Here is a 24,540-nt window from a genome sequence, read left to right on the forward strand (position 1 = left end):
GGCCAGGGAGGGGTGCTTTTGATTTTGCTGTTGTTGTTGCTTTGAGAAAAACCAAAAGCAAGATCAAAAGCCAACCCCTCCCCAACCCTCCCCTGCTTCGCAAGGGAGGGGGCCAAAAGCAGAAGCAGAAGCAAAACGAAGAGAGCGCAATGAACCAAGCCGTCGCCACCACCTCGCTGCAGAAAAACTTCGTCGCCCTCGGCACCATCGTGCGCCGCGAGGTCATGCGCATCCTGCGCATCTGGGGGCAGACCCTGGTGCCGCCGGCGATCACCATGACGTTGTACTTCCTGATCTTCGGCGGGCTGATCGGTTCGCGCATCGGCGACATGGGCGGCTACAGCTACATGGAGTTCATCGTGCCGGGCCTGGTGATGATGAGCGTGATCCAGAACAGCTACGGCAACATCTCCTCCAGTTTCTTCGGCGCCAAGTTCGGCCGCCATATCGAGGAATTGCTGGTCAGCCCGATGCCCAACTGGGTGATCCTGGGCGGCTACGTGGCCGGCGCGGTGTTGCGCGGGCTGATGGTCGGCAGCATCGTGCTGGTGATCGCCATGTTCTTCACCAAGGTGCGCATCCCGCATCCTTTCATCACCCTGACCACGGTGCTGCTGGGCGCCACCATCTTCTCGCTGGCCGGCTTCATCAACGCGGTGTACGCGAAGAAGTTCGACGACGTGGCCATCGTGCCGACCTTCATCCTCACCCCGCTGACCTACCTGGGCGGCGTGTTCTATTCGGTCAAGCTGCTGCCGCCGTGGGCCGAAGCCGCGACCCACGCCAATCCCATCTTCTACATGGTCAATGCGTTCCGCTACGGCCTGCTGGGCACCAGCGACGTGCCGGTGTGGGTGGCTTATGCGCTGATGCTCGGCTTCGTGGTCGGTCTGGGTGCGCTGGGGCTTTGGCTGCTGAAGCGTGGCGTAGGGTTGCGCAGCTAGCGGCCTTGTAGAGCCGAGCTTGCTCGGCTGCCTTTCGCGTGGACTCGGGCCTTCGCGTGTATTTAAAAAGCAGCCGAGCAAGCTCGGCTCTACAAGAGGGCGAGGAGCATCGCATGCGGATCCTGGTGTTGGGAGCGGGCGGAACCGGAGGCTACTTCGGTGGGCGACTGGCGCAATCCGGAGCGGACGTGACTTTTCTCGTGCGCTCCGCGCGCGCGCTGCAACTGGAGCGCAACGGGCTGCAGATCCGCAGCCCGCTCGGCGATGCGGATTTTCCGGTCGCGTACGTCGTCGCCGAAAATCTGAAGCCGCTGGCGACCGAAAAACCATTCGACCTCGTGCTGCTGAGCTGCAAGGCCTACGACTTGGACAGCTCGCTCGACGCCATCGCTCCGGCGGTCGGCCCGCAGACCACGGTCATGCCCATCCTCAACGGTCTGCTGCACTATGCGGCGCTGGATGCGCGCTTCGGCCGCGAACGCGTGCTCGGCGGGTTGTGCTTCATCAGTGCGATGAAAGGTCCCGATGGCGAAGTGCTGCATCTCGGCAAGCCGGCGTCGATCACTTTCGGCGAGCGTGAGGGCGATCCCGACAGCGCGCGCGTACGGAACTTCGCTCGACTTTGCCAACAGGCTGGCCTGGATCATCTGGCTTCGCCCGATATCCATCAACAGCTCTGGATCAAGTACAGCTTCCTGACCACGCTTGCCGCAGGGACTTGTCTGATGCGCGCCAGCGTTGGACGCATCGTGGCAGGCGAGGGCGGCGTCGGTTTCATGCGTGCGCTCTACCGCGAATGCGTGGCGGTAGCGGGAGCGGCCGGCCGATCCATTCCCGAAACCGCGCAGGCCACTGCATTAGCCACGCTCACCCAGGCTGACTCGCCGGTCAAAGCATCGATGCTGCGCGACCTGGAGGTGGGACAGAAAGTGGAAGCCGCGCACATCGTCGGCGACATGCTGCATCGCGCGCAGCAGGCGCAACTGCAGGCACCGCTATTGGCGGCGGCGTGGTGCCACCTGCAGGCTTACGAAGCGGGACTGATCGCGTAATCCGTCAATCGCAAACGGCGCCCTCGCCCTGCGGGCGGCATTGCTCCGGAAAACCGTGTTTCTTCCAATAATCCAGGATGCCGTTGTCGCGCAGATAATCCTGGAAAGCAGGATCGCGACGTAGATAGGCCAGGTCCTTGGTCCACAGCAACAGGTCCCAGCTTGAATACGAGCGCTCGCGCAGCACGTCGAGTTTGCCGATCAAGTCGGCTGCATGGATGCTGGCATCGGGCATCAGCACACGATTGAAGTTCAGCAATCCGGTCTCCGCTTCGAACTTCCGCATCTCGGCTTCGGCCTGCGGCCAATAAGCCGGATCGACCAGCGCGCGAGAACTGGCGACATAGGAGGCCTTGAGCCGGCCTGCCTCGGTGTCGTGCAGGGCATCGTTGTCGAAGTCCTGCGCGGCGATGCGCGTAGCGGCGGCGTAATCTTTGCGCCAGACTGCATTGAACCAACGGCCATAGGTAGCGAAGATGTCGCTGCGCTCGAACTGCGCACGCGCGTCTTCGTGCCGCCCCAGAGTGTCGAGGATGCGGCCCAGGGTGAAGCGTTTGCCTGGATTGATGGGATCGCGCGCCACATCCTCGCGCACTATCGCCTCGGCTTGCTGCAGATAACCGAGTTGCGACATTGTCATGGCTTGCTGATAGCGGGCCGGATAGAAGTTCGGTGCCAGCGTGGTGGTTTTCGCCAGCAAAGCCAGACAAGGTTCCCAGCGGTTGTCGCGGCATGCCGCGGTGGCCTGCAGGAAGTAAGGTTCGGGCAGGGACGGATCCAGCCGCTGGGTGATGGAGGCTTCCTGCATGGCCTCGGCGCGCAGCGCGGTGGCCAGATGCGGGCGCCGGTAGGCGCGCGTACCCAGCGCCGAGGCCAGTCCCGCATGGGCGCGCGCATCGTCCGGACGCTCGCGGGTCAATGCGCGGAATTCGGCTTCCGCCGGTTCGACCGTTCTATCGACAGCGCCTTGTCGGCTGCGCAGCAAGGCCTGCGCGGCCAGATAGCGGCGCAGAAATTCGGCATCGCCGCTTTTCGCCACGGATCCTGCCGTCAGGCCCATCTTCAAGGTGAGCGAAGTCGCCACGGCTTGCGCGATCTCGCGTTGCAGGGCCAGCACTTCGGTGGCATCGCGGTCGAAATCCCTGGCCCATAGCGTGCGGCCGCTACCGGCTTCGATCAGGCGCAGGCGGATGCGCAGGTGTTGCCCGGCCTGTTGCAGGCTGCCTTCCAGGGCATGGGTGATGCCCAGGCGCCGGGTCAGTCGGGTCGGGTCGGTGGATTCGGCCGCGGCAATCACGGTGGATTCGCGCGCGATCACGCGCAGGCCGTCGATCTGCGCCAGCGTGCCGATCAATTCTTCGCCCAGACCGTCGGCAAGTTCGCGGCCGACACCGTCGTTGCCGATGGCTTTGAGCGGCATCACCACCAGGGTCGGCATAGTGGCCGGCCCGGCTTTCGGAGCGGGGGGAGCCGGGGGCGGAGAAGACGCGTCACGCCACCAGGCCGCCGCTGCCGCCAACAACGCCGCCACGACCACGGCAAGCAGCCAAAGACGACGCTTGCTGTTCAGTGCCGGGATTGCGCCCGAGTCGTCAACCTCCAGAGCGCGACGATCGGATTGGACACGCCGCTCTTCCTGCAGCGGCACGGAATCGGCCGCCGCCTCCCGCGCAGGCAGGTCGAAACGATACCCCGTGCCATGCAGGGTATGCAGCAGGCGCGGATGCTGCGCGTCTTCGCCCAGCGCATGCCGCAGCAGGGTCACCACCCGGTTCAGTACGCCCGGGGTGACATGGCGGTGACCCCAGACCGCATCCAGGATGTCGTCGCGGGTGAAGACCTGCCCGGGCGCGCACGCCAGCAGGGACAGCACGGCGAAGGCCTTGGGCTCCAGCGGCTGCTCGGCACCACCGCGCAACAAGCGGCGGCCGGCGAAATCGATCACCACATCGTCGAAGGCTAGATTGGCCGGTTGGGGTGGGGTCATGGCGGGCATTGTCGAAAAAACCCTGTGCTTTCAAGCATACGCGCAAAGCCCATTGGCCCGGCCTAAGCATTCCCCAAGCTTTTCCGACAAAGCATCTGCGCAACCTGCGGGCGTCCTCAAGACCTGCCGGCGTGTCGGCGGGAAGCTGGCGACGCCGGGAACGACCCGGTTCACCGCCAAGGAAACCGCCATGAACGTCCGCACCTGCCTCACCCTCCTGCCACTGTTCGCCTCACTCGGCGTCGCTTCCGTCCACGCAACCGAAGTGCCGGTCGGCGAAGCCGACATCGTGGTCGATTGCGCCAGGCCGGCCCTGCCCAGCCAGCGCGAAGTCGGCGAGACGACCGGCCAGTACAACTTCAGCCAGGTCTACGCCACCCGCGCCCGCCTGATGGCCGAAGCCCACCGCGCCTGCCGGCGCGAGGGCGTAACGCGGGTCCGGCTGGTGATGGCGCCGCCCGCACGCGAGTCCACCCGCACGGTCGCGCAAACGAATGCGCCGCGGTGAAGTCCATGCCACCAAGGAGAATCCCATGATCGAGTTCACCTCCTTGGTGAAATCGGCAGCGGTTGTGGTTGCGCTGTGGCTCGCCCCGACTGCCCCTGGTGTTGCCCAATCTGCCGGAGAGAGCGGGAAGGAATTGCTCAGGACCCAGGACGAATGGGCGGCGGCGCGGGTCAAGCGCGATGTCGCGTATCTCGAGCGCCTGTACGCCAAAGAATTCCGCGTCCATTCCATGAATGGCTCGGTCGTAAGCCGCGAGGCCGATATCGGATTATTCGCTTCGGGAGAACTGAAGCCGGATCGAGTCGAAGACCAGGACATGGAAATATCCGTGTACGGCGACACGGCATTGGTGACCGGCATCGAGAACGTGGCCGGCACCTATAAGGGAAATTACGGTGCCATGGCGCTGCGCTTCCTCAACGTATTCGTGCGCCGCGACGGGCGCTGGCAGCTGGTCATCCACCAGTCGACCCTGGTGCCGAAGGAATGACGCCCGTAGGTCGGGGCTACGTCCCCGACGCTCTGAAAATTGGCCGAGCGTCGGGGGCGTAGCCCCGACCTACGGCAGACGGAAGAATTCGCGTGCCGTCGCCGTCGTTATCGCCGCTGTGGTCGCCACGTCTTCGCCACGATCGTGCGCCAGCTCTTCCACGATATGCGCCAGGTATTTGGGTTCGTTGCGGTGGTGCGAAGGCTTTGGCTTGACCGTGCGCGGCAGCAGATAGGGCGCGTCGGTCTCTATCATCAGACGGTCGGCGGGAATGCTCTTCACCAGTTCGCGCAGGTGCAGGCCGCGGCGCTCGTCGCACAGCCAGCCGGTGATGCCGATGTACCAGTCGCGGTCCAGGTAGTCGAACATCTCCTCGCGGGTGCCGGTGAAGCAGTGCACCACCGCCGGTCCGATGCGGCCTTCGAAATTCTTCATCGTCGCCATGAAATCGGCATGCGCTTCGCGCTGGTGCAGGAACAGCGGTTTGCCGTTCTCCGAGGCAAGCTGTAGCTGGCGCTCGAATGCTTTGCGCTGGGCCGGACGCGGCGAAAAGTCGCGGAAGTAATCCAGGCCGCATTCGCCCACCGCCACCACTTCCGGATGCGCGTGCAGGGCGCGCATTTCGGCGTCGCATTCGTCGGTGTATTCCAGCGCGTGGTGCGGATGCACGCCGGCGGTGGCGAACAGGAAGCCCGGGTGCGCCTGGGCCAGCGCCAGCGCCTTGGGCGAATGCTCGCGGCTGGCGCCGGTGATCATCATCTGCACCACGCCCGCATCGCGTGCGCGTTGCAGCACCGCGTCGCGGTCGGGGTCGAAACTGTCGTGGGTGAGGTTGGCGCCGATGTCGATGAGTTGCATGCGGCGAAGTTTAGAGGGTGTGGCGAACTTTGGGTCTCTCTCGCTCCGATTCTGCGGAGAAGCCAAGGCCCGGGTTCTTCGCGAAAAGCCGGGCCCTCACCCTGCGCTTCGCGCGTCCCTCTCCCGCGATGCGGGAGAGGGGTTTAGGCTGAGAGTGATCAGTTCAACTGGCAAGACGCCGGCTTGCTCGAGGTGAATAGCGCCGAGGTCGCCCACTCCGGATGGTCGATGAACGGATTGCGGTTGCCCTGGAAGCTGTAGATCACTTCGTTGCGCTCCTGCTCGGCCGCATCCGGCGGATCGGCCTGATGCCATGCCAGCAGCGTGGAGAGCAAGCCCATGTAGGCGGGCGAGGCGGAAGTGATGACGATCAGACTGCGGTTGTCGGTCAGCTCCAGATCCGGCTCGGACTGACCGGTGCCCGGGTGGGCGTCGCCTTCGTAGCGGATCGCCATGTACAGCACGGCGCGGGCGATGTCGCCGCGGCGGTGGCCCCAGGTTTCGAACGAGCCGCTGTTGCCGTCCGGACCCTTGAACCAGTTGCCGTTGCCGGGGTAGGTCCCGCTGCCGCCGCCGAAGCCGTTGTTGGCTTCGGTGGCGCGCTCGCTGCAGCCGGACGACTGCGCGCAGGCCGCGTACGGCTTGTTGCCGCGGTCGGCGTTGTAGGCGGTGTCGCTGAGGTACAGCATGTGGGTGTCGGTGTACGGCGCGTACGGCAGGCCCAGATCGCCGGTGGCGCTGCCGAAGCCGAGCGAGTTGGGCCACGTGTGCTCGCGGTTGTAGGTGATGCCGCTGCCGGTGCCCGCGCGCTCGCTGCCCTTGAGGTAGCTGCGGTTGCGGTAGACGTCGAGGATGCGGCCGGCGTTGTTGGGGTCTTCGTCGGCGATTTCCAGGATGGTCCAGGTGTTGGTGGTGCCGCCGCTGTAGGGATACGCAGTGTGGCCCTTGATGGTGGCGTGCAGCGAGCAGCGCAGCTGCTGTGCGCTGCTGGCGTTGACGTGCGAATAGTAGTCGCCACCGCCGCCGCCGGCGACGCTGAAATCGATCGCCGTGTCCTGCGCGGGATGCGCGCCGCCGGCATCGGTGACTTTGCTGGCCACCACGCGGAAGGTGCAGCTTTCGCCGCCATGCAGCGCGGTGTTGGTGGAAACCAGGAACGCGCTGCCGGAGCTGGCATGGCTCAGCGGCACATTGCCCGAAGTACCGCAGACCAGAGTGAAGGCGCCGCTGGCCAGGGTTACCGATTCGCTGAAGCCGACCGAAAGATCGCCCGCGGCGGGAAAGCCGGTCGCGCCCTGGGCAGGATTGGTGCTGGTCACTGCCGGCGGCGGATTGGGCGCGGAGAAACTCTGGTTGTTGTTGCAGCCGCCGAAAGTCTGCGTAGCCGAACTGCGCCAGGTGAAATTGGCCAGGGCACCGCTGCCGCCCAGTTGCAGCGAAGTGCCGGCGGCGGTGCTGCCGGTTTCCGACACCGGCAGGTTGCTGCTGGTAAGGCCGGCGGCCGGGCCGTTGCTGGCGGTGATGGCCCCTTCGTAGCTCAGGAACTGGACCACGCCACCGCTGCCGTTGACCAGCGCCATGCCGTCGTTGCTGCCGTTCTGGATGCCGTTGCTCGGATAACTGAGCGTGGCGATGCGCACGCTGCCGCCGCAGCTCACCAGGCTGCCGGCAGGCACCAGATCGTTGTCGTAGGTGGTCGCCGCGCCCGGCGAGGAGCCGTTGTACAGATAGATGCGGTAGGCGCCGAGGCTTTCGCCGGCGGTGGCGACCACCTCGATGCGTTCGCCGACATCGCCGCTGGCGGTGGCGTCGTCGTAATGCACTTCGTTGATGAAGACCTCGGCGTGGGCGTAGCCGCACAGCGGCAGCAGGGCGAGGGCGAGCAAACGGGGAAAAGCGGACCTGGACGACATCGGCGAATCCTTTCGAAGGGGTCTGGCCGCAATCTAGCCCATGCGGATGACAGCCGCCACCGCACTCCGTCGCATTCCGGACCTGCAATCGGCGCGCGTTCCCGTTAGCCTTTGTCGATGGTATTGCCGTCTTTTCCCATCCAGGCCCTGCTGCCGCAGATCCGCACCTCGCTGGCGGCGCACCCGCGCCTGGTGCTGGAAGCGCCGCCCGGCGCCGGCAAGACCACCCAGGTGCCGCTGGCCTTGCTCGACGAGGCGTGGCTGGCCGGACGCAAGATCGTGATGCTGGAACCGCGCCGGGTAGCCGCGCGCGCCGCCGCCGGTTTCATGGCCGGGCAACTGGGCGAAGCGGTGGGCGAAACCGTGGGCTACCGGATCCGTTTCGAGAACAAGGTTTCGGCCCGTACCCGCGTGGAAGTGGTCACCGAAGGCATCCTCACCCGCATGCTGCAGGACGATCCGATGCTGGAAGGTATCGGCGCGCTGCTGTTCGACGAATTCCACGAACGCCACCTCGCCGGCGATCTGGGTCTGGCGCTGGCGCTCGATGTGCAGGAGCAGCTGCGCGAGGATCTGCGCATCGTGGTGATGTCTGCCACGTTGGATGGCGAGAAGCTCGCCCGCTTCCTCGACGCGCCCAGGTTGAGCAGCGAAGGCCGCAGTTATCCGGTGACTGTCGCGCACTTCGCGGGACGACGCGACGAATCGCTCGAATCCCAGGCCAGGCGCGCGGTGGAAGAGTCGCTGGAAAAGCATCCGGGCGATGTGCTGGTTTTTTTGCCGGGGCAGCGGGAGATCGCGCGAGTGGAGGCGGCATTAAGCCCCTCTCCCCCCGGGAGAGGGGTTGGGGTGAGGGTACGGCGAAGTAGCGATGGTCCAGACATGACTGACTACACCGTACCTCAGCCGCTTGAGGCGGCTTCGATATCCGCCCCTTCGGGGCACCCCGTATCAAGTACGGGGCAGGCTCTTCTCCCGAAGGGAGAAGGGAAAGAGATCGTCATCCTCCCCCTCCACGGCGAACTCTCCATCGAACAGCAATCCCAAGCCCTGCAGCCCGACCCGCAAGGCCGCCGCCGCGTGGTGCTGGCCACCAACGTCGCCGAATCCAGCGTGACCCTGCCCGGGGTGCGCGTGGTGATCGACAGCGGCCTGGCGCGCGAGCCGCGCTACGATCCCAACAGCGGTTTCGCACGACTGCAGATCGTCAACATCTCGCAAGCCTCGGCCGACCAACGCGCCGGACGCGCGGGCCGTGTCGCCGAGGGCTGGGCGTATCGCCTGTGGCCGCAGTCGCAACGGCTGGAGCCGCAGCGCCGGCCCGAGATCGCGCAAGTCGAACTAGCGTCGCTCGCACTCGAACTCGCGGCATGGGGCAGCGACGCCTTGCGTTTCGTAGACCCACCGCCTCCCGGTGCGTTGTCGGCCGCGCGCGATCTATTGCGCCGCCTGGACGCACTGGCCGGGTCGGGCTCCATTACCGCGCTGGGCAAACGCATGCTCACGCTCGGCACCCACCCGCGTCTGGCGGCCATGCTGCTGTCCGCGCAGGGCGAAGAAGACCGGGCGCTGGCCTGCGATCTGGCGGCGCTGGTGGAAGCGCGCGATCCGTTGCGCAATGGTGGCGATGCGCTGGCTGCGCGCTGGCACGCATTGGCGGCGTTCCGGCAAGGCCGCGTCGCCGGCGATGCGCACCGTTCCGGCCTGGCGGCCATCGACGCGGCGGCCAAACAATGGCGTCGCCGCCTGCGGATCGATGCTGCGCCTACCCGCGAAGTCGAAGCGCACCGTCTAGGCGATCTGCTGGCGCATGCCTTTCCCGACCGCATCGCGCATCAGCACCCGCTCGACCCGCGCCGCTATCAGTTGGCCAACGGACGCATGGCCCGGGTGTTCGACGACAGCGCGATCTACGGCGAACCCTGGATAGTGGCCAGCGACTTGCGCTACGAAGCCAAGGACGCACTGATCCTGCGCGCCGCGCCTGTCGACGAAGCACGGTTGCGCCGCGACTTCCCGCAACGTTTCGTCAGCGAAGACGCAGTGCGCTGGGATGCGGGCCGGCGCGTGCTGCAGGCGCAGCGCGAGACCCGCTTCGATCAGATAGTGCTGGAAACCAGACCGGCCGGCCGCGTCGATCCGCAGCACGCCGCCGCCGCATTGACCGAGGCGGTGCGCGAACTGGGGTTGGATTCGCTGCCATGGAGCGAGCCGTTGCGGCAATGGCGGGAACGGGTTCTTTCGTTGCGCGAATGGATGCCGGAACTCGAGTTGCCCGATCTTTCCGAGCAGGCATTGGTCGATTCACTGGCCGCGTGGCTCAAGCCCGCCTTCGTCGGCAAGACTCGCCTGGATGCCCTTGGCGAGGAAGAGCTCGCCGACGCCTTGAAATCCGGCCTCGACTGGAGCCAGCGCCAGCGCGTGGACCGGCTTGCTCCCGTCCGCATCGCGGTACCTTCCGGCATGGAGCGCAAGATCGAATACACGCATGGCCATTCGCCGGTATTGGCGGTGAAACTGCAGGAACTTTTCGGCCTGGCCGATACGCCGCGCGTCGCCGACGGGCGCATCCCCGTCATCTTGCATCTGCTGTCGCCGGGCGGAAAGCCGCTGCAAGTCACCCAGGATCTGCGTGGTTTCTGGGAGCGTACTTATCCGGAAGTGAAGAAGGAGATGAAGGGAAGGTATCCGCGGCATCCGTGGCCTGACGATCCCTGGACCGCGACGGCCACGCACCGCGCCAAGCCGCGCGGCACATGACGCTGCGCATTCAGCGTAGGGCAGGCCACGAACGCACGCGCTAACACGCTTTGAACATACGACAGCGGACACTGCAAACCTTCCACAGGACCATGGGACGACACCTATGAGCAGGCTCACCATCATCACCGACCGCGCCATGGAACTGGCCAGCCAAGCCGGCTCCAGCCTGAAAAGCGCGGTTCCCAGCGCGGACAAACTGTTGCAGACCGGCGCTGCGTTAGGCGCAGTGAAAGCCGGCGGCAAGCTGGCGGTCGGTTTCGTGCGGCGCAATCCCGTCGTTTCCATCGCGGCGGCATTGGGCGTAGGCGTGCTCGCCTATGCCGCGCACCGCAAGCGCAAGAGGGACGCCTTGAATGCACCGATCGAGGGCAAGTCCAAGCGCATCGAAGCCAAACGCGTCAACGGCACCGGCAAGACCCGCAGTTCGACGACTGCGCGCGCCCCGCGCGCGCGCAAGCCAACGGCGCCTTCCGCCGAAGCCTAAGGACGATACGTTGTTGTTGTAGGAGCGGGCCCTGCCCGCGATGCTTTTAATTGCCAAAAACAAAAGCGTCGCGGGCAGGGCCCGCTCTTACAAAGTTCTCCATTCGCCGGGCAGCAGGCCGTCCAGGCGATGCTCGCCGACCGCGACCCGCACCAACCGCAGCGTCGGCAATCCGACCGCCGCGGTCATGCGCCGCACCTGCCGGTTGCGGCCTTCGCTGATGGTCAGTTCTATCCACGCATCGGGCACTGTTTTGCGGAAACGCACCGGCGGATCGCGCGGCCACAGGTCCGGCGCCGTCTCCAGCGCGCGCGCCTTGGCCGGCAGGGTAACTCCGTCGTTCAACCGCACGCCGTCGCGCAGCAGCGACAATTGTTCTTCCACCACTATGCCTTCCACTTGCACCCAGTAGGTTTTCGGCTGCTTGTGCCGCGGATCGGTCAGCCGGTGCGCCAGTGCGCCATCGTCGGTCAGCAGCAACAGTCCCTCGCTGTCGTAGTCCAGACGGCCGGCCGCGTACACATCCGCCGGCAAGCCGAACTCGGCCAGCGTGCGGCGCGCCGGTTCGCTGCGGTCGGTGAACTGGCAGAGGACGTTGAAGGGTTTATTGAAGGCAATGAGCATGCGGACAGCACGGTAGAAAAAAAGTGTAGACGGCGAGAGGTAATCCGTATGATCGTCATCCCAGCGAAAGCGGGGATCCATTTTTTGCCGTTACTGATGCCTTGTGAAACAGAGTCAAGATCAAGATGGATCCCCGCTTTCGCTGGGATGACGACTCAAACTCCACCGGGGGTACCGTTACTCCCGCCGAAGCCTTACGAGGCCGGCTTCACGAACCGCAACGTCATCCGGTCGCTTTCCCCGATCGCCTTGTACTTGGCATCGTCCGCGGCCTCGTGGTCGTTCACCGGCGGCAGCGTCCACACGCCGTTTGGGTGGTCCTTGGTGTCGCGCGGATTGGCGTTGACCTCGCTCTTTTCCTGCAGTTTGAAACCCGCCGCCTCGGCCATCGCGATCACTTGTGCCTGACCCACGTAGCCGCTCTTGTCGTCGGCCGGCACGTCCGCCTTGGCGCGATGTTCCACCACGCCCAGCACGCCGCCCGGCTTGAGCACGGCGAAGAAGCCCTTGAACATGCCTTCGGCTTGGCCCGCACTGCGCCAGTTGTGCACGTTGCGGAAGGTCACCACCAGATCCGCCGAATCGGCCGGGCCGAACACCGGCGCCTTGGGGTCGTAACCCACCACTTTTGCTTTACCGTACTGCGCCGGGGCGGCGCCGAACTTGGTTTCCAGCGTGGTTTTGTTCTTCTGTTGATAGTCGCGGTTGCGACCCTCGGCCACGCTGGCCGGATCGACCACGGCGGCGATGTACTGGCCACCGTCGCGCAGGTAAGGCGCCAGGATTTCCGAATACCAGCCGCCGCCGGGAGTGATCTCGATCACCGTCTGTGCAGGCGAAAGACCGAAGAAGGTCAGCGTTTCCTTCGGATGGCGGTAGCCGTCGCGCGCCACGTTGGCCGGGTCGCGCCAGCTGCCTGCCAGTACGGCGTCCAGGGCCGAAGCGGCGGTGGTTTCGCTTTTGGTTGCCGATGCGGGCGCGCTTTGCGCATGCGCGCCGGTCGCTGCGGACAGGGCCAAGGCGACGCCGAGGAACAGGGAAATACGATTCATGCAAAGCACTCCGCGTTTGAAAGTGCGGCGAGCCTATCACGCGCTCCGCAAAGACCCGTTGCAAAGTAGGTCGGGGCTACGCCCCCGACGCTCTTGGCGCACGTGTAAAGCTTCCGTCGGCCGCATAGGGCCGACCTACGCTAAGCCAGTAAGGCTTCCGTCGGCCACGTGGGGCCGACCCACGCTACGCCAAGCGCAACGCGTCCGGATAAGGCGGTGTGTCCGGATAATCGCCCGCCCGCAACCGGGCCTGCAAAGTACGCCACCATTCCACGTCGAAGATCTCGCCATGCGCCGCCTTCAACGCTTCCATCAGCGGCGGAGACAGGCCGAGGAACTTGGGGAACTGTTCCGGAAAGATATCGTTGGGCGCGGCGTAGAACCAGCCGTCCTCCATCTCTTCCTCATGATGGTGCGGCTGTGGGATGGCGCGGAAGTTGCACTCGGTCATCAGGCACAACTCGTCGTAGTCGTAGAACACCGCGCGGCCGTGCCCCGATACGCCGAAATTCTTCAGCAGCATGTCGCCGGGAAAGATGTTGTTGCGGGCCAGGTCCTTGATCGCCTGCCCGTAGTCGATCGCGGCCAGACGCGCGGCCTCCAGCGACTGCTCGCGCACGTACAGGTTAAGCGGACGCATGCGCCGTTCCACGTAGCACAGGTGCACCACGATGTCCTGGCCGTCCTCGCTGATGCCGTTGGCGCAGGTTTCGCGCAATTCCTGCAGCAGGGCCGGCGCGAAACGCGCGCTCGGAAAACGCAGGAACCGGTAAGGCTGCGCATCCACCAGCCGGCCGACGCGGTCGTGATGGAACACCAGCGAATACTTGGCCTCCACCTCCGCGCGGTTCATTTCCTTCGGGTAGGCGAAGCGGTCGCGTATCACCTTGAACACCAGCGGATAGCTGGGCAGGGTGAACACCGCCATGACCATGCCGCGTTCGCCCTCGGCCTGGGTCAGCAATTCATGCGGTTGCGCGGCGAAATGGCGGAAGAAGGTGCGGAAGCGTTCGGTCTTGCCCTGCTTGGCGCGCCCCAGCACGGTGTAGATCTCGTCGATGGGCTTGCCGGGCAGCAGCGTGCGCAGGAACACCACCGCATCGCCCACCGTGCCCAGGTCGGCGTGGAAATAACTGCGCGAATAGCTGAACAGGTGCACCACGTCGGCGCGGTGGGTCAGCACCGCGTCCACGCGCAGGCCGGCGTCGTCGTTGACCAGTGCGATGACGAAAGGAGAGAAGCGGTGTTCGCCGAACACGCGGCCGATCAGGTAGGCGCGGCGCTCGCGGTAGAACACCGTTTCCAGCAGCTCCACCGAACGCAGCGGGTTCGGGCCCCAGTGCGCGAGATCGTCCTGCAGACGTACCGCGATCGATGCCGCGCAACGCGTGCGGTGCGCATAAGGCACGTCGAAGCGGTAGTCGCCCAGCACCCGGGTGAAGGTGTCGACCGGGCGCAGTTCCGACACCGCATAGCTGTGCCGTTCCACCGGGTGGGTGATGGCATCGGTGGGTTCTATATCCAGGGCCACGAATTCCACCGAGGTATCCACGCCCTGGGTGCTGAAGAAACGGCGGGTGAGGGTGTTGTAGAAAGTCTTGAACAGTTCGCGGTCGATCAGCCCGTCGATCAACCGCTCGTAGGCGTCGCGTATCGAAGACCACAAGGCATGGTCGTGCGCACGCCCCTGCAGCGTCGCCTCCAGGCGCAGCATGCATTCGGCGATGCATTGATCGTAAAGTTCGATGCGCTCGACCGCATCGATGCGCGCCGCGGCCCAGTCGCGCGTCTCGAAACGCAGCTTCGCCCGCCGGCTGATATCGGCGAAGCGGGCGTGGTAGTCCTCGAACGAATCGCGGATGAGGGCGGCGTAGATGTCGGCGGGTTCCATGGCTGCATCGTAATGGCAATCGGTCCGCGGGCAGTCCGGCGACCGCTTGCGTTACTTGGCGGCGGCGGCCTGACTCAGCAGCCAGCTGCGCATGGTCTGGAATCCAGCAAGCTGCAGGCTGCGCTCCGGATACACCAGATAATGCGCGAACTCGGCCTTGAGCCGTTTGCTGGTCAGCCGCACCAGACGCCCGCTATCGATCAACGGTTGCGCCAGGGTCAGCCGCGCCAGCGCCACGCCCAGGCCTTGGGCGGCGGCCTGATGCAGGGTTTCGGTATCGTCGAAGGCGGCGACATGCCGTGCCGGCGCCTTGCCGCCGAACGCGGCGAACCAGTCCTTCCAGCGATTGGCCGGATCGCCCAGCAACGGCAGCGTCGCGATCTTCGCGAGCGCCGGTTTGCCGTGCTTTTGCAGAAAGCCGGGACTGGCCACGGGAGTGATCCATTCGTCGAACAGGAACTCGGCCTTGATGCCCGGCCACTTTCCCGCACCCAACCGCAGCGCGGCGTCGACCGGCTCGCGCTCGAAGTCGACCACATGCGTGCTCGCCTGCAGACTCAGGCCCAGTTCGGGATGGCGGGAAAGGAAATGCGGTAGCCGCGGCACCAGCCAGGCCGTGGCCATCGACGGAATCAGGCTGAGCGTCAGCAGATTGTCGGTACGCGCACTGAGCCGGCGCAGCGCATGCTCGATGGCGTCGATCGGCTCTGCCACCGCATCGAACAGGCGCTGCCCTTGCGGCGTCAGCACCACTCCGCGCGGACCTCGCGCCAGCAGCCGCTGGCCTACGCGTTCCTCCAGCAAGCGCATGCGGTGGCTCAGGGCGCTGACGGTCAGATGCATGGCCTCGGCGGCACGGGTCAGGTTGCCCAGGCGGGCGGCGATGACGAAAGCATCTATCTGGTCCAGCGGGGGGCGGCTCATATTGAATTCACCTCAAGTCTTACTTGCCGAAGTTTCGCTTTTTCGAGAGAAAGAATGAGCCTAACTTTGCTCATATTCAAGCCGGATGGGCCGGCGGAGGAGAGCACCATGGCTAGCAGCTTCTACAAATCCTGGTGGCGGGAAATGGGCGCCATCAGCCGCGGAATGATGTTCGTCGAAGGCAATATCGCGACCCCGGCCTCGTTGGACCGTACCGCGCCCACCGCACATAGCGTTCCGACAGCGAACGGTCGGCCGCAGTCGGTGTCCGTGGGACTCAGGAAAAAGGCCGATCGCCTGTATCGGGATTTCCTGCTGCTGGGCGGACGTCCGGTGACGCCCGGCCACAACGACGACATCAACGAACCCTTCCCGCAGATCGACGAAGACGAGCCTGTGCCCGTAATCCGGTCCAGGCTGCCGAAGCGCGCCAGAACCCCGCAACCGCAAGCCTGCGCGACCTGCTGAACCAGCCGGCAGACCGCCATGCAGGAATGCATGGAGTCCACACCATGAACACCAATCTCGTTTTTCCACTCGCCGTTCTGGCATTCCTGGCAACGGCCACGGCCGCGGCGAGTCTCATAAGCTTCCCGGCCGACGCGCCGGTCGATGGCCGCATCGTCGATCTGCCCGTGGTCACCGTACGCGCCTTGCCGCAAGATGCCGTTTATTTCCGAGCGCACCGCATCGTCGATCTTCCCCGGATCACGGTGCGTCCGGAGTCGGCGGACCTGGCGCTGTTCCTGGCGGACAACACGGCGCGCATCGTTCACTCGCCGGTGCTGTCGCCGCAGGCCTCGGTGCTGGACAGGCAGATGGCCGCCTCCAGTGCGCTCGTCGCTGTGCGTTGAGGCGGCATCGTGATCGCACGTCTCTGGCATGGCGTCACCCTCGCCGAAAAAGCAGCGGAATACCTCGCCTTCCTGCAGGCCCGCGCGGTGCCCGATTACCGCGCGACCCCGGGCAATCTGTCGGTGGACATCCTGCATCGCACGACAGGCACGGTGACCCATTACATGATCGTCACCCATTGGGAATCGACGCAGGCGATCGAAGCCTTCGCCGGAGCCGACATCGACCGTGCGAAGTACTACCGCGAAGACGTGGATTTCCTGCTGGAGTTCGAGCCGACGGTGCAGCATTACGAAGTGCACGCTTCCGCATGACAGTGGCGAACATGGCGTGCCGCAACGCCACCTACGGTAACCGCCACTACGGTATAAGAAAGAAGCCCGGATTGTCCGGGCTTCTTTCTTGTGCGAGGGGTGCATCGTTCAAGAGGCTTGATGATCGGGTCGGCGATCTCGTTGTCCTTATCGTGTCCTTTCGTGTCGATGCGCATCCAACTCATTGTCCGCGCCATCGTCTTCACTGACATCGGATAGAGACACCGACCTCACTTCTGTGAGTCTGCGACCGTTGCCGGGATGTGTGCATAACGTCGCAAAAAATCCATTCATGAACATGATATTTAATTCCATGCATTTCAGAGCCGCTGGGGAGCGGATGAAGTGAGACGGCGGACAAGCATGTTCGGCGCAGGGGGAATACATGGCAGAGATAGAGTTGAAGATCGTTTCCGATCATCGGGACGGTTTGTTGATCGCGTTGGGCGAAGTTCTGGTCGCCAATCGTTTTTTATTGCTGCGCCACCGCCGCATGAATACGGATGCGGGCGTGCTGATGTCGCTTGTCGTGCAGGGACCGGAGGCCAATCTGCTGTCGCTGGAAGAGCAGCTGGGCACTCACTGGATGGTGAAAAGCCTGGAGGCCGGGCCCTACGATCCGAACGCTACCGCGCCATTGACGCCGCCGCCCGCGCCCGTAGCGAGCGCGTCGCTTCCACCGGCGCCCGTTCCTTCGGTACCGGCGCAAACGCAGGCCGCCGCCAGCGGCAGCAACGGGGGCGCCGATAAGAAACGCATCGAAGCGCTGCTGCCGCAGGTCGCTCGCGATTATCCGCAGATCTTCGGCGCGGTGATGGGGTTGGAGCGCAACATGGAACCGTCGCAGCGCGAAGCGTCCATGCGCTACGTCGGCGCGCGGGTGGGCGCGTGGGTGTACAAGCGCGACTTCGCGCTGGGCGCGCGGTTGCCGCTTTCCGATTCGATCAAGCATATCGCGTTGCCCGCGATGCGCCAGTTGCTGCCGACCGAACTGGAAGGCGAAGCGTTGTCGACCGGCAGCAGCCCGTTCTGCGGCATGGAGCGCTCGACGGCGCCGCAATGCCACTTCCTGCGCGGATTCCTCGAGGGCTCGCTCAACGAGTGCGGCTATCTGGGCATGGTGCGGGTCAGCGAAGTCGCCTGCCGGGCCAACGGTTCGGATTCCTGCAAGTTCGTATTCCACGTCTGACGCCGGAATCGTTCCGGTTCCCTTAACTGTTCTTCAACCCCTGGAGGTCAAGGTCATGCCGCACGATCATGCTGTGCAATGTATCCACGATCCGGTGCTGGTCGCACTGTCTTTCCTGGTCTCGGTGCTCGGTTCGTTCACCGCCTTGCAGATGGCGATAAGCATCCCGGCGGCGCGCACCTCGGCGCAACGCTGGCAGGCGTTGCTGGCGGCGGGCGCGGCCATGGGCGGCGGCGCCATCTGGGCGATGCACTTCATCGCCATGCTGGCTTGCCGCATGGAGATTCCGGTCGCCTACGATCCGGGTCTGACCGTGCTGTCGGCGGTGTTCGGCATCGGCGCCTGCACGATCGGCCTGGCTATCGCCGGTACCGGCGTGTTCTCGTGGGGCAAGCTGGTGACGGCGGGGACGTTCATGGGTCTTGGCGTGGCCGGCATGCACTACACCGGCATGGCCGCGATGCGCATGCCGGCGACGACCATGTACGACGCCAATATCGTCGCGGTGTCGGTGCTGATAGCGGTGGTCGCTTCGACCGTGGCGTTGTGGCTGGCTTTCAACCTGCGCGGCTGGGCGCAGATGCTGGGCAGCGCGCTGGTCATGGGCGTGGCGGTGTGCGGCATGCATTACACCGGCATGTACGCGGCGCACTTCATGCCGACCGGCGAGGATGCGGCCGCCGCGACCGCGGGCGGTCTGGTGGGCGAATACCTGGGCATGGGCGTGTTCGCCGTCGCGACCGTGCTGCTGACCACCATGCTGGTGATGACCATGCTGCGCCGCCAGCGCCGCGCCGCCGTCACCATCTGAACGCCGTAGGTCGGGGCTACGCCCCCGACGCGCGCGAGAATTCCATGGTCGGGGGCGTAACCCCGACCTACCTTCAGAATCCCGACAAAATCGCCGACAACGGCATCGGAAAAAAAGAAGCCCGGGCGAACCGGGCTTCTCTTTCGATACCAACAACGATCGCTCAGAGATGCTTGATGATCTCGTCGGCGAACTCGCTGCACTTCACTTCGGTAGCGCCTTCCATCAGGCGGGCGAAGTCGTAGGTGACGCGCTTGCTGGCGATGGCCTTGTTGACGCCTTCGATGATCGCATCGGCCGCTTCGGTCCAGCCCATGTAGCGCAGCATCATCTCGCCCGACAGGATCACCGAGCCCGGGTTGACCTTGTCCAGGTCGGCGTACTTGGGCGCGGTGCCGTGGGTGGCTTCGAATACCGCGTGGCCGGTGACGTAGTTGATGTTGGCGCCCGGCGCGATGCCGATGCCGCCGACCTGCGCGGCCAGTGCGTCGCTCAGGTAGTCGCCATTGAGGTTCAGCGTAGCCGACACGTCGTATTCCTTCGGGCGCAGCAGGATCTGCTGCAGGAAGGCATCGGCAATCGCGTCCTTGATAATCAGGCCCGCGCCCGGCTTGCCTTCCGGGATCACCATCCACGGACCGCCGTCCAGCTCGACCGCACCGTAGAAATCACGCGCCACCTGGTAGCCCCAGTCGCGGAAGCCGCCTTCGGTGTACTTCATGATGTTGCCCTTGTGCACCAGGGTCACCGACTTGCGCTTGTTCTCGATCGCATAGCCGATGGCGCTGTGCACCAGGCGCTCGGTACCCAGGCGGCTGACCGGCTTGATGCCCAGACCCACTTCCACGGTCATCTCGCGGTGCGGCGCGCCGATGCCTTCCAGCGCCTTCTGCCACTCGTTCACCTTTTCCTGCGTGCCGAAGCGGATCTTGCCGAACGGCTGCGGGAATTCCTTGGCGATGAAGTCCAGCACTTTCTGCGACTCGGCGCTGCCGCCGGCCCATTCGATGCCGGCGTAGATGTCCTCGGTGTTCTCGCGGAAGATCACCATGTCCACGTCGCCCGGCTTCTTCACCGGCGAAGGCACGCCTTCGAACCAGCGCACCGGGCGCAGGCACACGTACAGGTCCAGCATCTGGCGCAGGGCCACGTTGAGCGAGCGGATGCCGCCGCCGACCGGCGTGGTCAACGGGCCCTTGATGCTGACCAGGTAGTCGCGGCAGGCCTGCACGGTGGAATCGGGCAGCCAGGTGCCGTAGTTGTTGTTGGCCTTCTCGCCGGCGAACACTTCCAGCCAGTGGATCTTCTTGGCCCCGCCATAGGCTTTCTCCACCGCCGCATCCAGCACGCGCACGGAGGCGCGCCAGATGTCCGGGCCGGTGCCGTCGCCTTCGATGAAGGGAATGATGGGGTGGTTGGGCACATTGAGCTTGCCGCCGCTGATGGTGATGGTTTCACCGCCGGCGGGCGGGGTGAGGACGGGTTCTGCCATGGAGTTGCTCCTGGGGTTGGAAAGCGCACCACCACGCTGGGGGGCATGCGTCAGGGGAAAACGGACTCCATTGTCGCGCTTAGTGGGGCGTAGAGCAAAACTCCCTAATCCAGATGATAGACAGGCGCGGATTTCTCCGCGCCTGACCTAGGTTGTGACGCCCTAGGTTTGTTCAATTGCGTACCGCTTCGTTAGTTGGCGCCCACTTAGGAAATTACCTCAAAAATGGTTTGCAGCGCCTTGCAGATCCTACCGCAGTCCGCTTGTGGGTCGACGATCTCTGCGGTTGACGTGACAGTAGCTGTCACATCCGAAAAATCTGCAGTGCCACCGGACACGAAACACAATTCCTGCGAATTCAACATTCTCATTTGATTCTCCTTGGTTATTGTTTGCCGCTCCATCTGTGGAGCGCTGCAAGACTCGATGATTGACAAGCCAAATGCAACTCACAAAAGCGTGCGAATTCCTTCGCTCCGTTGCGCAATCAAACTCACTCGAGATGTTCTAGCTAACTACTAGTGCTTCACTGTTGTCCAACTCACACTGACCAAAAAAACAAAGATAAAAAAAGGGCGCGGATTGCTCCGCGCCCGAGATGCCACCCTGGGGAGAGGGCGGGTTACTTGACTTCGATTTCTTGGGTCATGCCGGCGGGCTGGCCGTTGACCGTCACATCGACTTTGTACTTGCCGGTGGGCCACGGCGTCGCCTTGGAAATAATAAGATTGGTTGTGCCGGCATCTTCGGCAGTTACGTTTGCAGTCTGCTGGCCGGCCACCTGACCGTCTTGGTAAGTCAGCTTGGCATCGATGGCGGCGTTGGCGGCAGTAGTGGCATCTGTTTTTACCGAAACGATGATCTTGTCCTTGACACCGAAGGTGCTAACAGCTGCAACCGATTTGTCAGCACCGGCGGTATTGCCGACGGTAACGCTGGTGGTGCTGACCGGAGCGGGTGCCGGAGCCGGCTCGGTCGGAGCGGGAGCCGGTGCTGGTTCGGTTACGACGGGAGCTGGGGCGACGGCTTCCTCTTTCTTCTTGCAGCCGGCCAGGGCAACCGTGCCGGCCAGGGCGACGATCAGAGCATAGGAAATACGATTGAGTTTCATGGTGTCAGTCCTTGAAATGAATTGAATGGGAGAGAGAAGCGAATCAGGCGCTGGTATCGGCAGGCGGCAATTTGATCACCTGGCCCGGGAAGATGCGGTCGGGATCGTCCAGCACGTCACGGTTGGCTTCAAAAATCTGTTTCCATGCACTCGCGTGGCCCAACTGTTCTTTCGCAATCTTGGAGAGTGTGTCACCTTTCTCAATGGTGTAGCTGCGTTCGCCGACAATTTCTTCCGTACTATCTACCTTGACAGTCACGTCCGAAAAATCCGCTGCTTTCTGCTCGGTCGAGTCGACCTTGATAGTGACGTCTGAAAAATCTGCTTTTTTCTCGGTACTCATGCGGGACTCCTCCCTGAGGGAGTTGGTGTGCTGGGGAAGCCAAATCTACACATGTGTTGTTAAGAATTCATGGCTTGCCGGTGAAACCGGCATACGGTCTTCACGCGCTATTGACGGATCTCGCGCAGGGCGACGGGCGATTCGGTTCCAGGCGTCGCGCGCCAAGGGTTTATGTCCAGTCCGCCGCGGCGCGTATAACGCGCTTCCACCGACAGCTGGTTGGGCCGGCAATGCGTCGAAACGTCCTGAAATATGCGCTCAACGCATTGCTCGTGGAATCCGGCATGCTCACGGAAACTCACCAGGTAGCGCAGCAGTCCCGTACGTTCGATACGTGGCCCACGGTAGGCCAGTACCACGCTGCCCCAGTCCGGCTGGCCGGTGACCGGGCAGTTGGATTTGAGCAAATGTGAGAAAAGTAACTCTTCTACGATCTGCGCCTCATCCGACGAAAGGTAGGAAGGATTCGGTGGGCCGTAGTCGCTGATCTCGATGTCTTGCGCGTCGATGGATTCGCCCGCCTCCGCTTCCGCCATTTCCGGCAGACCGAACGCGACCGCCACATCCGCGCCCGCGCGTGCGGACAGGTCGATGGCGATGCGTTCGCGCGCCGCTTCGTCGCTGTTGAAGCGCTCGGAGTTCAACGAATTGAGATAGAGCTTCAGCGATTTGGATTCCACCAGATGCGGCGAATCGCAGGGCACGGTGAAAGTGGCCGTGGCCACGCACGGCTTGCCGCGCGCATCCAGCCAGCTGAGTTCGTAGGCCTGCCAGCGGTCATGGCCGATGAAGGGCAGGGCGTCGTCGGCGACGCCTATTTCGGCGCGGCCGGTGGCGCGGGGAATCGGGAACAGCAGTCCGGCGTCGTACTGCGACGGGTAGGCGACTTCCCGGCCCAGGCTGGAATCTTGTGGGGTATTCATGGCCTTATTTTACGGGCGCGCTGGTAGGTGGGGTGTATAAACGGCGGACTTCAGCCCTTGGCCACAGGATCCAGTCATGTCCCTAAACCCGATTGCCGGCGCCATCGTCCTTCTGGCATGCGCCATGGCATTGCCCGGATGCGCCTCTGGAACGGACAACGCGCCGTCGGCCGACAAGGTTTCCGCAAACGCAGCGGAAGCGACGGTGGTCGAAGCGAGCGCGGACGGCGAAACCCGCCTGCGGCCTGGGCAGATATTGGCCATCGAACTCGATAGCAACGCCAGCACGGGCTATGCCTGGGAAATCGTGGAAGACGGAAGTCCAGTGCTCGAGCCGGCACCGGTGCCCGCGCGCGCCGCGCCGGCCGTTCCGCCCATGCCGGGAGCCGGCGGAACCTCGCGTTGGCGCTACCGCGCGGCGCAGGCGGGAGCGGCGACGCTGCGCCTGGTGTACAGGCGCTCCTGGGAAAAGGGAGTCGAACCGGTCCGGACCGCCACCTACCGGGTGGTGGTGGAATAACGTGGTGTCGGGGGCGTAGCCCCGACCTACGGGGCGTGCAGGTAATCCAGCGTCACCTGCATCAGCGCGCGGAAACCGATGTCCAGCGACGATTCGTCCAGCAGGAACTTCGGCGAATGGTTGCTGGGCGCGGTGGCCGGATCGATGCCTTCGGAGGTCGAGCCGACGAAGAAGAACATCGACGGCACTTCCAGTGCGTACAGCGAGAAATCCTCCGAGCCCATCTGCAACGGCGGCTCGTACACATTGTCCTTGCCGACCACCGCCTGCAGGCTGGGCAGCATCTTCGCAGTCAACGCCGGATCGTTGACGGTGGGCGGATTGCCGTCTTTCTCGTAGATGTCGGTCTTCGCGGTGGCGCCGTGCGCGGCGGCGGTGTGCTCGGCCACGTTGCGCAGGTCGGCGAAGACCTGCTGGCGCATCTTCGGGTCGAAGGTGCGGATGGTGCCGACCATTTCCACGTCGTCTGGAATGATGTTGTAGCGGATGCCGCCCTTGATGGCGCCGAAGGTCACCACCGCCGGCAGCTTGGCGATGTTGGTGCGCCGGCTGACGATGGTCTGCGCGGTGCCGATCATGTCGGCCGCGGCCACGATGGGGTCGATGCCGTTCCACGGCGCCGAGCCGTGCGTTTGCCGGCCCGTCACCTTGATGGAGAACCGGTCCGACGCGGCCATCAGCGGCCCCTGCCGTACCGCGATCTGTCCCGCCTGCACGCTGGAAAAAACATGCAGTCCGAACACCGCTTCCGGCTTGAAGTCTTTGAACAGACCTTCCTTCAGCATCAGCGAAGCACCGCCTTCCTCCGGTGGCGGCGCGCCTTCCTCGGCCGGCTGGAAGATCAGCATCACCGAGCCCGGCAAGTCCTTGCGCATCGCCACCAGCGCCTCGGCCACGCCCATCAGGATGCCGGTATGCGCATCGTGTCCGCAGGCGTGCATGACGCCGACGTTTTCGCCGCGATAGGTGGAAGTCGCCTTCGATGCGAACGGCAGACCGGTCTGCTCCGTCACCGGCAGCGCGTCCATGTCGGCGCGCAGGGCGATCTTCGGCCCCGGCTTGCCGCCGGCGACGATCGCCACCACGCCGTGGCCGGCGATGATCTTCGGTTGCAATCCAAGCGCGCGCAGGTGCTCGGCTACTTTGGCCGAAGTGCGCTCCTCGCGATTGGAAAGTTCCGGATGCGCGTGGAAGTCGCGGCGCCAGGCGACGATCTTCGCGTCCAGGTTCTTCGCCGCCGCGGCGACCTCGGCGCGCTGGCCGGGCGTTTCCTGAGCTTCAGCGGCAAACGTGGTCGCCAGTGCGGCCAGTATCAGTGGCGCGATTCGAAGGGGTATGGTCATCGGCGGCTCCAGAGGGTGTGCACCGATGCTAACCCGTCCACAGCCGCCGTAGGACCAGCAGGAGGCGCGTAGGAGCGACGTAAGTCGCGAAGGGAAGAATTACCGTGCGCTCCATCCCGATACCGATGCACGTTGCCGGAGGTGCATTC

24 protein-coding genes are annotated in these 24,540 nt (G+C 64.4%); 12 read left to right on the forward strand and 12 right to left on the reverse strand.

Annotation, left to right across the window (positions count from 1 at the left end):
• The first annotated feature begins 149 nt into the window (after positions 1–149).
• Together CSC73_RS05210 and panE are read left to right on the forward strand one after the other, a co-directional pair.
• Positions 150–944 (forward strand): ABC transporter permease, encoded by a 795-nt coding sequence (locus CSC73_RS05210; RefSeq protein WP_163839368.1) that lies wholly within the window; start codon positions 150–152, stop codon positions 942–944.
• A 113-nt stretch (positions 945–1,057) separates the two neighbouring features.
• Positions 1,058–1,996, forward strand: coding sequence for a 2-dehydropantoate 2-reductase (panE, locus tag CSC73_RS05215; RefSeq protein ID WP_163839369.1), 939 nt, complete (start codon positions 1,058–1,060; stop codon positions 1,994–1,996).
• 4 nt (positions 1,997–2,000) lie between these two features.
• On the opposite strand, the gene CSC73_RS05220 is transcribed toward panE, so the two are convergent.
• A complete protein-coding gene (locus CSC73_RS05220; RefSeq protein ID WP_163839370.1) occupies positions 2,001–3,983 on the reverse strand; it encodes a winged helix-turn-helix domain-containing protein in 1,983 nt (660 codons plus the stop codon).
• Positions 3,984–4,035: 52 nt separating this feature from the next.
• On the opposite strand from CSC73_RS05220, the gene CSC73_RS05225 reads away from it, so the two are divergent.
• Together CSC73_RS05225 and CSC73_RS05230 are read left to right on the forward strand one after the other, a co-directional pair.
• Positions 4,036–4,491 carry a hypothetical protein gene (locus CSC73_RS05225; RefSeq protein WP_163839371.1) on the forward strand — a complete coding sequence of 152 codons (456 nt, stop codon included), beginning with the start codon at positions 4,036–4,038 and terminating at the stop codon, positions 4,489–4,491.
• Between the two features lie 25 nt (positions 4,492–4,516).
• Entirely contained in the window at positions 4,517–4,981 is a 465-nt protein-coding gene (locus CSC73_RS05230) for a nuclear transport factor 2 family protein (protein ID WP_163839372.1), read from the forward strand.
• A gap of 69 nt (positions 4,982–5,050) precedes the next feature.
• Here CSC73_RS05230 and CSC73_RS05235 read toward each other — a convergent pair whose 3' ends face one another.
• On the reverse strand, positions 5,051–5,839 hold the full coding sequence (locus CSC73_RS05235) for a TatD family hydrolase (protein WP_163839373.1): 789 nt from the start codon (positions 5,837–5,839) through the stop codon (positions 5,051–5,053).
• A gap of 158 nt (positions 5,840–5,997) precedes the next feature.
• Positions 5,998–7,752 (reverse strand): endonuclease, encoded by a 1,755-nt coding sequence (locus CSC73_RS05240; RefSeq protein ID WP_163839374.1) that lies wholly within the window; start codon positions 7,750–7,752, stop codon positions 5,998–6,000.
• Positions 7,753–7,869: 117 nt separating this feature from the next.
• Between CSC73_RS05240 and hrpB the strand changes: the two genes are divergently transcribed.
• Together hrpB and CSC73_RS05255 are read left to right on the forward strand one after the other, a co-directional pair.
• Positions 7,870–10,512 carry an ATP-dependent helicase HrpB gene (gene hrpB, locus CSC73_RS05250; protein WP_246197361.1) on the forward strand — a complete coding sequence of 881 codons (2,643 nt, stop codon included), beginning with the start codon at positions 7,870–7,872 and terminating at the stop codon, positions 10,510–10,512.
• Between the two features lie 106 nt (positions 10,513–10,618).
• Positions 10,619–10,999, forward strand: coding sequence for a hypothetical protein (locus CSC73_RS05255; protein ID WP_163839375.1), 381 nt, complete (start codon positions 10,619–10,621; stop codon positions 10,997–10,999).
• A gap of 87 nt (positions 11,000–11,086) precedes the next feature.
• Here CSC73_RS05255 and CSC73_RS05260 read toward each other — a convergent pair whose 3' ends face one another.
• The 4 genes from CSC73_RS05260 to CSC73_RS05275 form a co-directional block, all read right to left on the reverse strand.
• Complete coding sequence (locus CSC73_RS05260) at positions 11,087–11,623, reverse strand: pseudouridine synthase (RefSeq protein ID WP_163839376.1); 537 nt, start codon at positions 11,621–11,623, stop codon at positions 11,087–11,089.
• A gap of 194 nt (positions 11,624–11,817) precedes the next feature.
• Positions 11,818–12,675 (reverse strand): class I SAM-dependent methyltransferase, encoded by an 858-nt coding sequence (locus CSC73_RS05265; RefSeq protein ID WP_211840818.1) that lies wholly within the window; start codon positions 12,673–12,675, stop codon positions 11,818–11,820.
• Positions 12,676–12,859: 184 nt separating this feature from the next.
• Positions 12,860–14,566, reverse strand: coding sequence for a bifunctional isocitrate dehydrogenase kinase/phosphatase (aceK, locus tag CSC73_RS05270; protein WP_163839377.1), 1,707 nt, complete (start codon positions 14,564–14,566; stop codon positions 12,860–12,862).
• 51 nt (positions 14,567–14,617) lie between these two features.
• A complete protein-coding gene (locus CSC73_RS05275; RefSeq protein WP_163839378.1) occupies positions 14,618–15,490 on the reverse strand; it encodes a LysR substrate-binding domain-containing protein in 873 nt (290 codons plus the stop codon).
• A gap of 108 nt (positions 15,491–15,598) precedes the next feature.
• Between CSC73_RS05275 and CSC73_RS05280 the strand changes: the two genes are divergently transcribed.
• From CSC73_RS05280 to CSC73_RS05300, 5 genes are all read left to right on the forward strand, one after another.
• On the forward strand, positions 15,599–15,958 hold the full coding sequence (locus tag CSC73_RS05280) for a hypothetical protein (RefSeq protein WP_163839379.1): 360 nt from the start codon (positions 15,599–15,601) through the stop codon (positions 15,956–15,958).
• A 44-nt stretch (positions 15,959–16,002) separates the two neighbouring features.
• The gene (locus CSC73_RS05285) at positions 16,003–16,344 is read left to right on the forward strand and encodes a hypothetical protein (protein WP_163839380.1); all 342 of its coding nucleotides are present in this window, start codon (positions 16,003–16,005) and stop codon (positions 16,342–16,344) included.
• A gap of 9 nt (positions 16,345–16,353) precedes the next feature.
• A complete protein-coding gene (locus CSC73_RS05290; RefSeq protein WP_163839381.1) occupies positions 16,354–16,659 on the forward strand; it encodes an antibiotic biosynthesis monooxygenase family protein in 306 nt (101 codons plus the stop codon).
• A 385-nt stretch (positions 16,660–17,044) separates the two neighbouring features.
• Positions 17,045–17,848 carry a V4R domain-containing protein gene (locus tag CSC73_RS05295; RefSeq protein ID WP_163839382.1) on the forward strand — a complete coding sequence of 268 codons (804 nt, stop codon included), beginning with the start codon at positions 17,045–17,047 and terminating at the stop codon, positions 17,846–17,848.
• A gap of 55 nt (positions 17,849–17,903) precedes the next feature.
• A complete protein-coding gene (locus CSC73_RS05300) occupies positions 17,904–18,659 on the forward strand; it encodes an MHYT domain-containing protein (RefSeq protein ID WP_163839383.1) in 756 nt (251 codons plus the stop codon).
• A gap of 163 nt (positions 18,660–18,822) precedes the next feature.
• Here the strand turns inward: CSC73_RS05300 and icd are convergent, their stop codons facing one another.
• From icd to queF, 4 genes are all read right to left on the reverse strand, one after another.
• Positions 18,823–20,151 (reverse strand): isocitrate dehydrogenase (NADP(+)), encoded by a 1,329-nt coding sequence (icd, locus tag CSC73_RS05305; protein ID WP_163839384.1) that lies wholly within the window; start codon positions 20,149–20,151, stop codon positions 18,823–18,825.
• Between the two features lie 622 nt (positions 20,152–20,773).
• On the reverse strand, positions 20,774–21,262 hold the full coding sequence (locus CSC73_RS05310; protein ID WP_163839385.1) for a hypothetical protein: 489 nt from the start codon (positions 21,260–21,262) through the stop codon (positions 20,774–20,776).
• Positions 21,263–21,305: 43 nt separating this feature from the next.
• Entirely contained in the window at positions 21,306–21,605 is a 300-nt protein-coding gene (locus CSC73_RS05315; protein WP_163839386.1) for a LysM peptidoglycan-binding domain-containing protein, read from the reverse strand.
• A 107-nt stretch (positions 21,606–21,712) separates the two neighbouring features.
• Positions 21,713–22,528: an NADPH-dependent 7-cyano-7-deazaguanine reductase QueF gene (gene queF / locus CSC73_RS05320; RefSeq protein ID WP_163839387.1), complete on the reverse strand. Its 816-nt coding sequence runs from the start codon at positions 22,526–22,528 to the stop codon at positions 21,713–21,715.
• A gap of 76 nt (positions 22,529–22,604) precedes the next feature.
• Here queF and CSC73_RS05325 point away from each other — a divergent pair, with 76 nt between their 5' ends.
• Positions 22,605–23,048 carry a protease inhibitor I42 family protein gene (locus tag CSC73_RS05325; RefSeq protein WP_163839388.1) on the forward strand — a complete coding sequence of 148 codons (444 nt, stop codon included), beginning with the start codon at positions 22,605–22,607 and terminating at the stop codon, positions 23,046–23,048.
• Between the two features lie 26 nt (positions 23,049–23,074).
• Here CSC73_RS05325 and CSC73_RS05330 read toward each other — a convergent pair whose 3' ends face one another.
• Positions 23,075–24,391, reverse strand: a complete 1,317-nt coding sequence (locus CSC73_RS05330; RefSeq protein WP_163839389.1) for an amidohydrolase — start codon at positions 24,389–24,391, stop codon at positions 23,075–23,077.
• Positions 24,392–24,540: the final 149 nt, after the last annotated feature.

It is taken from the genome of Pseudoxanthomonas sacheonensis (assembly GCF_010093305.1).
GTDB lineage: Bacteria > Pseudomonadota > Gammaproteobacteria > Xanthomonadales > Xanthomonadaceae > Pseudoxanthomonas_A > Pseudoxanthomonas_A sacheonensis.